Below are 10,757 nucleotides of genomic sequence, written 5' to 3' on the forward strand. Positions count from 1 at the left end.
CCCGGTCGGCCGGGGCGAGCCCGTCGCGGGCCAGCGTCGTGTTGGTCGCGATCACCCCGGCCGCGCCGCGCGCCAGGCAGACCTCCAGCAGCTCGGCGATGGCCGGCTCGGTCAGGTCCGGAGCGATCTTCACCAGCACCGGCTTCTCCCCCACCAGGGCGGCGAGCAGCGCGTCCAGGTGGGCCCGGTCCTGCAAGGCGCGCAGGCCCGGCGTGTTCGGCGAGGAGACGTTGACGGCGAAGTAGTCGCCGTGGTCCCGCAGCGCCCGGTACGAGGCCAGGTAGTCGGAGACCGCGTCCTCCAGCGGGGTCACCTTGGACTTGCCCAGCGAGATGCCCAGCGGCACCCCGATCGGGCGGGGCAGCGCCGCCAGGCGCGCGGCCAGGGCCTGCGCGCCGGCGTTGTTGAAGCCCATCCGGTTGACCACGGCCTCGCTGCCGCGCAGCCGGAACAGCCGGGGCCGGGGGTTGCCCGGCTGGGCGTGCGCGGTGACCGTGCCGACCTCGACGAACCCGAAGCCCAGCGCCGGCCAGGCCGGCAGCGCCGCGCCGTCCTTGTCCATCCCGGCGGCGAGCCCCACCGGGTTCGGGAACTCCACCCCGAACACCGTGCGCGGGGCCCGCACCAGGTACCGGGCCCGCAGCGCCGCGAGCGCCGCCGGCCGCCGGGACAGCGCCGCGAGCCGGTGCAGCGTCCACTCGTGCGCCGCCTCGGCGTCCCCACCGCCGATCCGGAACAACCCCGGCCGTACGAGCTTCTCGAAGAGCACGCCCGTCACTTCGCGGCCCGGAGGGCGGCGTGCAGGTCCTGGAGCGGGCGGACCTGCATGTCACCCCGGATGCGCGCCTCGATGCCCATCACCGCCGCCGCCGCGCCCGGGACCGTGGTGATGCACGGGATGTCGGCCGTCACGGCGGCGCTGCGGATCTCGTAGCCGTCCGAGCGGGCGCTCGCCCCGGAACCCTGCGGGGTGTTCACCACCAGGGCGACGTCGCCACCGAGGATCAGCGACACCGCGTCCTCGCCCGCGCCGGACTCGTAGTGCTTGCGGATCTGCTCGCAGGCGATGCCGTGCCGGCGCAGCACCTCGGCCGTGCCCGTGGTGGCCACGATCTCGAAGCCCAGGTCGGCCAGCCGCTTGATCGGGAAGATCATGCCGCGCTTGTCCCTGTTGGCCACCGACACGAAGATCTTCCCGCCGGTCGGCAGCGAGCCGTACGCGGCGGACTGCGACTTGGCGAACGCGTGCCCGAAGGACGTGTCGATGCCCATCACCTCGCCGGTCGACTTCATCTCCGGACCGAGCAGCGAGTCGATGCCCTTGCCCGAGCGGGTACGGAACCGCTTGAACGGCAGCACCGCCTCCTTGACCGCGATCGGGGCGCTGTCCGGGAGTGATCCGCCGTCGCCGGTGGCCGGGAGCAGCCCCTCGGCGCGCAGCTCGGCGATCGTCGCGCCCAGCGCGATCCGGGCCGCCGCCTTCGCCAGCGGCACCGCCGTGGCCTTGGAGACGAACGGGACGGTCCGGGAGGCGCGCGGGTTGGCCTCCAGCACGTACAGCATGTCGTCCTTGAGGGCGTACTGGACGTTGAGCAGGCCCTTGACGCCCACCCCGCGCGCGATCGCCTCGGTGTAGCGGCGCACCTGCGCCACGTGCGAGCCGGCCAGGGTGATCGGCGGCAGTGCGCAGGACGAGTCGCCGGAGTGGATGCCGGCCTCCTCGATGTGCTCCATCACGCCGCCGAGGTAGACCTCGCCGTCGGCGTCGCACAACGCGTCCACGTCGATCTCGATGGCGTCGTCGAGGAAGCGGTCCACCAGCACCGGGTGGTCCGGGCTGATGTCGGTGGCCCGGCCGATGTAGTCGCGCAGGGTGGCGTCGTCGTAGACGATCTCCATGCCCCGCCCGCCGAGCACGTACGACGGCCGGACCAGCACCGGGTAGCCGATCTCGTCGGCGATCGCCTTCGCGTCGTCGTACGAGGTGGCGGTGCCGTGCGCCGGGGCCCGCAGGCCGGCCCGCGCCAGCACCGCGCCGAACGCGCCGCGCTCCTCGGCCAGGTGGATCGACTCCGGGGAGGTGCCGACGACCGGTACGCCGGCGTTCTTGAGCCGCTGTGCCAGGCCCAGCGGCGTCTGCCCGCCCAGCTGCACGATCACCCCGACCACGCCGGGACCGCCGGCCGCCCGGCCGGAGGTGTCCTCGGCGTGCCAGACCTCCAGCACGTCCTCGAAGGTCAGCGGCTCGAAGTAGAGCCGGTCGGCGGTGTCGTAGTCGGTGGACACCGTCTCCGGGTTGCAGTTGACCATGACGGTCTCGAAGCCGACGTCCCGCAGCGCCATGACGGCGTGTACGCAGGAGTAGTCGAACTCGATGCCCTGCCCGATGCGGTTCGGTCCGGAGCCGAGGATCAGCACCTTCGGCCGGTCCGAACCGGCGACCTCGGTCTCGGCGTCGTACGACGAGTAGTGGTACGGCGTGGTCGCCTCGAACTCGGCGGCGCAGGTGTCCACGGTCTTGTAGATCGGCCGGACGTCCAGGCGGTGCCGCAGCGTCCGTACGCCGTCCTCGGCGGCCAGCTCCGGACGCAGCGCGGCCAGCTGCCGGTCGGACAGGCCGGCCCGCTTCGCCCGGCGCAGCAGCTCCGCGTCGAGCACCGGGGCGTCCACGATCTCGGCACGCAGCTCGACCAGGGCGGCGATCTGGTCCAGGAACCACGGGTCGATGCCGCCGGAGGCCGCGGTGACCTCGGCGATCGACGCGCCCAGCCGCAGCGCCCGCTCCACCGTGTAGAGCCGGCCGTCATGCGGCATCCGCAGCGCGGCGAGGGTGTTCTCCTTCGTCGCGTCGGCCGGGTCCGGAGTGGTCCAGAAGCCGGCGGCCTTCGTCTCCATCGAGCGCATCGCCTTGTTCAGCGCCTCGGTGAAGTTGCGGCCCAGGCTCATCGCCTCGCCGACCGACTTCATGGTGGTGGTCAGCTCCGGGTCCGCGCCGGGGAACTTCTCGAACGCGAACCGGGGGATCTTCACCACCACGTAGTCCAGCGTCGGCTCGAACGCCGCCGGGGTCTTCAGGGTGATGTCGTTGGGGATCTCGTCCAACGTGTAGCCGATGGCGAGCTTGGCGGCGATCTTCGCGATCGGGAAGCCGGTCGCCTTCGACGCCAGCGCCGAGGAGCGGGACACCCGCGGGTTCATCTCGATCACGACGATCCGGCCGTCGGCCGGGTTGACCGCGAACTGGATGTTGCAGCCACCGGTGTCCACCCCGACCTCGCGCAACACCGCGATGCCGAGGTCGCGCAGGCGCTGGTACTCCCGGTCGGTCAGCGTCATGGCCGGGGCCACGGTGACGCTGTCGCCGGTGTGCACGCCCATCGGGTCGACGTTCTCGATCGAGCACACCACCACGACGTTGTCGTGCCGGTCGCGCATCAGTTCGAGCTCGTACTCCTTCCAGCCGAGCACGCTCTCCTCGATGAGGACCTCGTGCACCGGGCTGGCGGACAGGCCGTCACCGGCGATGCGGGCCAGGTCCTCCGGGGTGTGCGCCATGCCGGAACCGAGACCGCCCATGGTGAACGACGGCCGGATCACCACCGGCAGGCCCAGCTCGGCGACGGTCGCCTCGACCTCCTCCATGGAGTGGCACACGCGCGAGCGGGGCACCAGGCCGGTCGGGTCCTCGACGCCCAGGCGTACGCCGGCCTTGGCGACGATGTCCTTGAACAGCTGCCGGTCCTCGCCGCGCCGGATCGCGTCGATGTTCGCTCCGATCAGCTCGACGCCGTACTTCTCCAGGACGCCCGCCTCGTGCAGGGCGACCGCCGTGTTCAGCGCGGTCTGCCCGCCCAGGGTGGGCAGCACGGCGTCCGGCCGCTCCTTGGCGATGACCAGCTCGACGAACTCCGGGGTGATCGGCTCGACGTACGTGGCGTCGGCGAACTCCGGGTCGGTCATGATCGTCGCCGGGTTGGAGTTGACCAGACTGACCCGGATGCCCTCGCTGCGCAGCACGCGGCAGGCCTGGGTGCCGGAGTAGTCGAACTCGCAGGCCTGACCGATGACGATCGGCCCGGAGCCGATGACGAGGATGTGCTTGAGGTCTGTGCGCTTAGGCATTCTTTCCGCCCTCGATGAGCTCGGCGAAGCGGTCGAAGAGGTAGTCCGCGTCGTGCGGGCCGGCCGCCGCCTCCGGGTGGTACTGGACGGTGAAGGCGGGCACGTCCTTCGCCCGCAGCCCCTCGACCACGTTGTCATTGAGGCAGACGTGCGACACCTGGACGCCGCCGAATTCGGTCTCGATCACCTGGTCGGGGACGACGGCGCCGTTCCCGGCCCCCGGCACCCGCACCGCGAAGCCGTGGTTGTGGCTGGTCACCTCGACCTTGCCGGTGGCCCGGTCCAGCACCGGCTGGTTGATGCCCCGGTGGCCGTAGCCGAGCTTGTACGTGCCGAAGCCCAGCGCCCGGCCGAGGATCTGGCTGCCGAAGCAGATGCCGAACAGCGGCACCTTCCGGCTGAGCACCTCGCGGGCCAGCGCCACCGGGCCCTCGGCGGTGGCCGGGTCGCCCGGGCCGGGCGAGAGGAACACCGCGTCCGCGCCCGTGGCCAGCAGGTCGTCGATGGTGGAGTGGGCGGGCAGCACGTGGGTGGTGACCCCGCGCGCGGCGAGCCGGCGCGGCACGTTGCGCTTGATGCCCAGGTCCAGCGCGGCGACGGTGAACCGGTGCGCGCCCTGCGCCTGGACGATGTACGGCTCCGCGGTCGTCACCTCGGCGGACAGGTCGGCACCGACCATCTCCGGCGACTGGCGGACCCGGGCCAGCAGCGCGCGGGGGTCGGTCTCGACGCTGGAGATCCCGACCCGCATCGCGCCGCGCTCGCGCAGGTGCCGGGTCAGCGCCCGGGTGTCCACGCCGCTGATGCCGACCACGCCCTCGGCGGCGAGCCGGTCCTCCAGCCCGCCGGTGGCGCGCCAGTTGGAGCCGATCCGGGCCGGGTCCCGCACCACGTACCCGGCGACCCAGATCCGGGCGGACTCGTCGTCCTCGCCGTTGACTCCGGTGTTGCCGATGTGCGGGGCGGTCTGCACCACCACCTGCCGGTGGTAGGAGGGGTCGGTGAGGGTCTCCTGGTAGCCGGTCATGCCGGTGTTGAAGACGGCCTCACCGAAGGTCTCCCCGACGCTGCCGTACGCCTCGCCGTGGAACGTGCGCCCGTCCTCCAGGACGAGAATCGCGGAACGCCTCTTCACTTCACTGCCTTTCCGTCCAGGACCGTCGGCTCGCCACGCAGGAAGGTCGCCACGATGCGACCCGGCAGCGTCATGCGGGCGTACGGGGTGTTGCGACTGCGGCTGGCCAGCTCCGCCGGCTCGATCACCCGGCGGGCGGCCGGGTCGACCAGGGTCAGGTTCGCCGGCACGCCGGGCGCCGGGTCGACGCCGTGACCGTCGAGGCCGGCGATCCGGGCCGGGGTGCGGGACATCCGCTCGGCGATCAGGTCCCACTCCGGACCGAGCACGTCCAGGGCGATCGACAGCGCCGTCTCCAGGCCGAGCATGCCCGGCCGGGCGTACGCCCACTCGCACTCCTTGTCCTCCACGGCGTGCGGGGCGTGGTCGGTGGCGATGATGTCGATGACGCCGTCGGCGACCGCGGTACGCAGCGCGGCGATGTCGGTGGCGGTGCGCAGCGGCGGGTTGACCTTGAAGACGGGGTCGTAGGCGCCCGCTGGGCTCCAGTTGTTCGCGAGTGCGGGGCTCGCAAGCTCACTCCTCCCGCTCACGACCTCGTCGGTCAGCAGCAGGTGGTGCGGTGTCACCTCGGCGGTGACCCGGACGCCGCGGGCCTTGGCCTGGCGCAGCACCTCGACGCTGCCGGCGGTGGAGACGTGACAGACGTGCAGGCGGCTGCCGACGTGCTCGGCGAGCAGCACGTCCCGGGCGATGATCGCCTCCTCGGCGACCGCCGGCCAGCCGGTCAGCCCGAGCCGGGTCGACACCTCGCCCTCGTGCATCTGGGCGCCCTCGGTGAGGCGGGGCTCCTCGGCGTGCTGGGCGATGACCCCGTCGAACGCCTTGACGTACTCCAGGGCCCGGCGCATCAGCTTCGGGTCGGCGACGCAGTGCCCGTCGTCGGAGAAGATCCGCACCCGGGCGGCCGAGTCGGCCATCGCGCCCAGTTCCGCCAGCCGCTCGCCGGCCAGGCCGACGGTGACCGCGCCGATGGGCTGCACGTCGACCAGCCCGGCCTCCCGGCCCAGCCGCCAGACCTGCTCGACCACGCCGGCGGTGTCGGCGACCGGCGAGGTGTTGGCCATCGCGCAGACCGCGGTGTAGCCGCCGAGCGCCGCCGCCCGCGACCCGGTCTCCACCGTCTCGGCGTCCTCCCGGCCCGGCTCGCGCAGGTGGGTGTGCAGGTCGACCAGGCCGGGCAGGGCGACCAGCCCGGTGGCGTCGACCACGGTGGCGTCCGACGCGGTCAGGCCCGCGCCGGTCTCGGCGACGACGCCGTCGCGGATCAGCAGGTCGGTCGGCGCGGCGCCGACGACGCTCACGTTCTTGATCAGGTACGCGGTCACCGGTTGTTCCCTCCGAGCAGCAGGTAGAGGACGGCCATCCGCACGGAAACCCCGTTGGCGACCTGTTCGACGATGGTGGAGCGGGGTGAGTCGGCGACCTCGGGCGTGATCTCCATGCCCCGGTTCATCGGGCCGGGGTGCATGACGATCGCGTGCTCGGGCAGCCGGCGCATGCGCGAGCCGTCCAGCCCGTAGCGGCGCGCGTACTCGCGGGCGGACGGGAAGTAGGAGTCGTTCATCCGCTCCCGCTGCACCCGCAGCATCATCACCACGTCCGACTGCGGCAGCACCGCGTCCAGGTCGTAGGAGACGTCGGTGCCGGGCGCGAGCGCCCCCGCGATGTCCACCGGGATCAGCGTCGGCGGGCCGACCAGGGTGACCTTCGCGCCGAGGGTGGACAGCAGCAGGACGTTGGACCGGGCCACCCGGCTGTGCAGCACGTCGCCCACCACCGCGACCGACAGGCCGGCCAGCCGCCCCAGCCGGGAGCGCATCGTGTACGCGTCGAGCAGCGCCTGGGTCGGGTGCTCGTGGGTGCCGTCGCCGGCGTTGACCACCGACCCGTCGACCCAGTCGGCGAGCCGGTGCGGAGCGCCGGAGGCGGGGTGCCGGACGACGACCGCGTCGGCGCCCATGGCCTGGAGGGTGAGCGCGGTGTCCTTGAGGCTCTCGCCCTTGGTGACGCTGGAGCCCTTGGCGGAGAAGTTGATGACGTCGGCGGACAGCCGCTTCGCCGCCGCCTCGAACGAGATCCGGGTGCGGGTGGAGTCCTCGTAGAAGAGGTTCACCACGGTCCGCCCGCGCAGCGCGGGCAGCTTCTTGACCTCGCGGCCGGCGACGGTGGCCATCTCGGCGGCGGTGTCGAGGATCTCGGTGGCGGTCGCGGCGTCCAGGTCGGCGCCGGAGAGCAGGTGGCGGATCATGAGGTGGTCCCCCCGTACAGCTTGACCTCGTCGGCGTCGTCGGTCTCGGCGAGGGTGACCTTCACGCTCTCCGCGAGCGAGGTCGGGATGTTCTTGCCGACGTAGTCGGCCCGGATCGGCAGCTCCCGGTGGCCGCGGTCGACCAGGACGGCGAGCTGCACGGACGCCGGGCGGCCGACGTCGTTGAGGGCGTCGAGGGCGGCCCGGACGGTACGGCCGGAGAAGAGCACGTCGTCGACGAGGATGACCCGCTTGCCGTCGATGCCGCCCGGGGGAAGCTGCGTCGGACCGACCGCGCGGGTGGCGTGCCGGCGCAGGTCGTCGCGGTAGAGGGTGATGTCGAGCACGCCGACCGGTACGGCGACGTCCTCGAAGGCGCTGATCCGGGCGGCGAGGCGCCTCGCGAGCGGCGCGCCCCGGGTCGGTATGCCGAGCAGCACGGTCTGCTGGGCGCCCTGGGTCTTCTCCAGGATCTGGTGGGCGATGCGGTCGACCACGCGCTGGACGTCGGCGCTGGCGAGGATCACCTTCACCGAGGGTTGTCGCGCGGGCGGCGACTGGGCAGCCGGTGGGTAGGCCACGGCGGACCTCCTTCCCCGCCTCACGGGACGGGTCGTTAAAGGACGTCGGATGACCGGTGGCGGGCCGCGAGCGGCCCGCACCGGGGCTTCACGCCACGTTACCAGTGGTCACCGGGCCGGCCGTCGCCGGCCACTGATCCCCTGGTCAGCGCCACGAAGACGGGACGAACGGCCCCGTGCCGCCCAACGGGAAGGTCACGACCACTTGACCGCGTGTCGCAATCCCCGTACCGTCACGCTCCGTAGCGATCGACGGGAGAACCCCGAGCAGCACTGGGAGTGTCCGAATGCCCTCTGAATACGCCAAGTCTCTGGGCGCCCGCCTGCGCTCCATCCGCCAGCAGCAGGGCCTGTCCCTGCAGGGCGTGGAGGAGAAGTCGAACGGCCGCTGGAAGGCGGTGGTGGTCGGCTCGTACGAGCGCGGCGACCGGGCCGTCACCGTGTCCCGCCTGGCCGAGCTGGCCGACTTCTACCGCGTTCCCGTCTCGGAGCTGCTGCCCGACGGCAGCGGCGTCCGCCACGAGCCCACCAGCAAGATCGTGCTGGACCTGGAGCGGCTCTACGACGAGGCGTCCGAGGACCTGGCCTACGTGGCCCGGTACGCGCGCGCCATCCAGCAGCAGCGCGGCGACTACAACGGCCGGGTGCTCTCCATCCGCGCCGACGACCTGCGGGCCCTCGCGATCGTCTACGACGCCTCGCCGTCGGGCCTCATCGAGCGGCTGACCGAGCACGGCGTGCTGGTCGCCGACCCGCGGGCGTTCTTCGCCTCCTGATCCACCCGACGAGAAGGGCCCGTGCCGTCCGGCACGGGCCCTTCTCGTTGTTCCGGTCACGTCGACCCGGTCAGCGGGTGGCGTACTCGGCGATGCGGCCGAGGATGCCGTTGAGGAAGCGCGGCGAGTCGTCGGTCGACATCTGCCGGGCCAGCTCCACGGCCTCGCTGATCGCCACCGCGTCGTCGATCTCGTCGACGTAGAGCAACTCGTAGACGGCGATCCGGGCGAGGTTGCGGTCGACCGCCGGCATCCGGTCCAGCGTCCAGCCCTCGGCGTAACTGGCGATCAGCTCGTCGATCCGGTCGAGGTGGCCGGCGACCCCCTCGACCAGGCTGACCGTGTAACCCAGGTGCTCCGGGCGGGGCTTCTCGATGCGCTCGACGTACCCGGCGAGCACCTCGACGGGCGGACGGTCCCGAAGATCGGCCTCGAAGAGCACGTCCAGCGCCCGCTTGCGCGCCTTGCGGCGCGCCGGCATCTGCTGCTTGGGACCCTCGGCCATCAGGCGCGGCCGAGGTAACGGCCGTCGCGGGTGTCGACCTTGATCTTCTCGCCGGTGGTGATGAAGAGCGGCACCGGCACGGTGGCGCCGGTCTCGACGGTGGCCGGCTTGGTGCCGCCGGTCGACCGGTCGCCCTGCAGACCCGGCTCGGTGTAGGTGACCTCGAGCACGACGGAGGTCGGCAGCTCGATGTAGAGGGGGACGCCCTCGTGGGTGGCGACGGTGGCCTCGGCCTCGGGCAGCAGGTAGTTGGCGGCCTCGCCGACCGTGCCGCCGGGCACGGTGATCTGGTCGAACGTCTCCAGGTCCATGAAGACGTAGTCCTCGCCGTCGGCGTACAGGTACTGCATCGTGCGCTTGTCCACGGTCGCGGTCTCGACCTTGGTGCCCGCGTTGAAGGTCTTGTCGACCACCTTGCCGGACAGCACGTTCTTCAGCGTGGTACGCACGAACGCACCACCCTTACCGGGCTTGACGTGCTGGAACTCGACGACGGCCCACAGCTCTCCGTCGAGGTTGAGTACCAGGCCGTTCTTCAGGTCGTTGGTGGTGGCCATTTCCTGCCTTGATCATCAATTGGCGGACAGACTGAGCAAGTCTACTAGCTGCGACCGGGTCCGCCGCCCGCCGGAGTCTTTCCGGTACCCACCGCCACATCCCGGCCCGCCGTGACTGTGACGCAGGGTCACCCCAGGTGACCGTGAGCAGCCCAACGGGCCGCCGGGTCAGGAGAAGCGGGTCGCCAGATGGTGCAGGGCCAGGCGGTAACCGTCGACGCCCAGCCCGCAGATCACACCCGTGGCCACCGCCGAGACCACCGAGTGGTGCCGGAACTCCTCCCGGGCGTGGATGTTGGAAATGTGCACCTCGACCAGGGGGGCGCGCAGCAGCGCGCAGGCGTCCCGGACGGCGACCGAGTAGTGCGACCAGGCGGCCGGGTTGAGCACCACCGCGGCCTCCTCGTCGGCCGCGGCGTGCAACCAACCGAGCAGTTCATGCTCGGCGTCGGTCTGCCGCACCGTCACGTCCAGGCCCAGCTCCCGCCCGGTCGCCTCGCAGAGCGCCACCAGGTCGGCGTACGTGGTGGCGCCGTACACCTCGGGCTGCCGGGTGCCCAACCGGCCGAGGTTGGGACCGTTCAGCACGTACACCCGGCGGGGCCGGACCGGCGCGGTGCCGGCGCTCACGCCGCCACCTGCTGGTAGGCGGCGTGGAGCAGCTCGTCGTCGGGGCCTTCCAGCATCGCCGGGCGGGCTAGCCCGTCGAGCACCACGAAGCGCAGCCGGCTGCCCCGGGCCTTCTTGTCCACCCGCATGGCGGCGAGCAGCTGCGGCCAGGCGTCGGCCGGGTAGCTGGTCGGCAGCCCGAGCGCGGCGACGGCCGCCCG

10 protein-coding genes and 1 pseudogene are annotated in these 10,757 nt (G+C 72.2%); 1 reads left to right on the top strand and 10 read right to left on the bottom strand.

From position 1 onward, the window contains the following. From AB0I76_RS13820 to pyrR, 6 genes are all read right to left on the bottom strand, one after another. Positions 1–769: quinone-dependent dihydroorotate dehydrogenase (locus tag AB0I76_RS13820; protein ID WP_357034366.1), on the bottom strand; the 769-nt coding region annotated here is incomplete at its 3' end. A 5-nt stretch (positions 770–774) separates the two neighbouring features. Continuing rightward, a complete protein-coding gene (gene carB / locus AB0I76_RS13825; RefSeq protein ID WP_357034368.1) occupies positions 775–4,122 on the bottom strand; it encodes a carbamoyl-phosphate synthase large subunit in 3,348 nt (1,115 codons plus the stop codon). After that, entirely contained in the window at positions 4,115–5,257 is a 1,143-nt protein-coding gene (gene carA / locus AB0I76_RS13830; protein ID WP_357034370.1) for a glutamine-hydrolyzing carbamoyl-phosphate synthase small subunit, read from the bottom strand. Before carA ends, carB begins: the two co-directional genes overlap by 8 nt. Next, positions 5,254–6,585: a dihydroorotase gene (locus AB0I76_RS13835; RefSeq protein WP_357034372.1), complete on the bottom strand. Its 1,332-nt coding sequence runs from the start codon at positions 6,583–6,585 to the stop codon at positions 5,254–5,256. The genes carA and AB0I76_RS13835 overlap by 4 nt, the downstream gene beginning before the upstream one ends. Next, positions 6,582–7,508 carry an aspartate carbamoyltransferase catalytic subunit gene (locus AB0I76_RS13840; RefSeq protein WP_357034374.1) on the bottom strand — a complete coding sequence of 309 codons (927 nt, stop codon included), beginning with the start codon at positions 7,506–7,508 and terminating at the stop codon, positions 6,582–6,584. The genes AB0I76_RS13835 and AB0I76_RS13840 overlap by 4 nt, the downstream gene beginning before the upstream one ends. Continuing rightward, complete coding sequence (pyrR, locus tag AB0I76_RS13845; RefSeq protein WP_357034376.1) at positions 7,505–8,089, bottom strand: bifunctional pyr operon transcriptional regulator/uracil phosphoribosyltransferase PyrR; 585 nt, start codon at positions 8,087–8,089, stop codon at positions 7,505–7,507. Before pyrR ends, AB0I76_RS13840 begins: the two co-directional genes overlap by 4 nt. Positions 8,090–8,376: 287 nt before the next feature. Here pyrR and AB0I76_RS13850 point away from each other — a divergent pair, with 287 nt between their 5' ends. Then, positions 8,377–8,865 (top strand): helix-turn-helix domain-containing protein, encoded by a 489-nt coding sequence (locus AB0I76_RS13850; RefSeq protein WP_013285505.1) that lies wholly within the window; start codon positions 8,377–8,379, stop codon positions 8,863–8,865. A gap of 70 nt (positions 8,866–8,935) precedes the next feature. On the opposite strand, the gene nusB is transcribed toward AB0I76_RS13850, so the two are convergent. The 4 genes and pseudogenes from nusB to AB0I76_RS13870 form a co-directional block, all read right to left on the bottom strand. Then, positions 8,936–9,346, bottom strand: coding sequence for a transcription antitermination factor NusB (gene nusB, locus AB0I76_RS13855; RefSeq protein WP_357034382.1), 411 nt, complete (start codon positions 9,344–9,346; stop codon positions 8,936–8,938). A gap of 23 nt (positions 9,347–9,369) precedes the next feature. Next, positions 9,370–9,927, bottom strand: coding sequence for an elongation factor P (gene efp / locus AB0I76_RS13860; RefSeq protein WP_357034378.1), 558 nt, complete (start codon positions 9,925–9,927; stop codon positions 9,370–9,372). A 168-nt stretch (positions 9,928–10,095) separates the two neighbouring features. Then, positions 10,096–10,557, bottom strand: a complete 462-nt coding sequence (gene aroQ / locus AB0I76_RS13865; protein WP_357034380.1) for a type II 3-dehydroquinate dehydratase — start codon at positions 10,555–10,557, stop codon at positions 10,096–10,098. After that, a pseudogene (locus AB0I76_RS13870) lies at positions 10,554–10,757 on the bottom strand (3-dehydroquinate synthase); the annotation flags it as partial. The pseudogene AB0I76_RS13870 and the gene aroQ, both read right to left, overlap by 4 nt.

The organism is Micromonospora sp. NPDC049799, from assembly GCF_040656655.1.
Lineage (GTDB): Bacteria > Actinomycetota > Actinomycetes > Mycobacteriales > Micromonosporaceae > Micromonospora.

What these genes read in the sequence shown, in the direction of transcription:
- carB (WP_357034368.1), bottom strand. Translation starts at nt 4,122, where the DNA reads ATGCCTAAGCGCACAGACCTCAAGCACATCCTCGTCATCGGCTCCGGG.
- AB0I76_RS13840 (WP_357034374.1), bottom strand. Translation starts at nt 7,508, where the DNA reads ATGATCCGCCACCTGCTCTCCGGCGCCGACCTGGACGCCGCGACCGCC.
- AB0I76_RS13850 (WP_013285505.1), top strand. Translation starts at nt 8,377, where the DNA reads ATGCCCTCTGAATACGCCAAGTCTCTGGGCGCCCGCCTGCGCTCCATC.
- nusB (WP_357034382.1), bottom strand. Translation starts at nt 9,346, where the DNA reads ATGCCGGCGCGCCGCAAGGCGCGCAAGCGGGCGCTGGACGTGCTCTTC.
- efp (WP_357034378.1), bottom strand. Translation starts at nt 9,927, where the DNA reads ATGGCCACCACCAACGACCTGAAGAACGGCCTGGTACTCAACCTCGAC.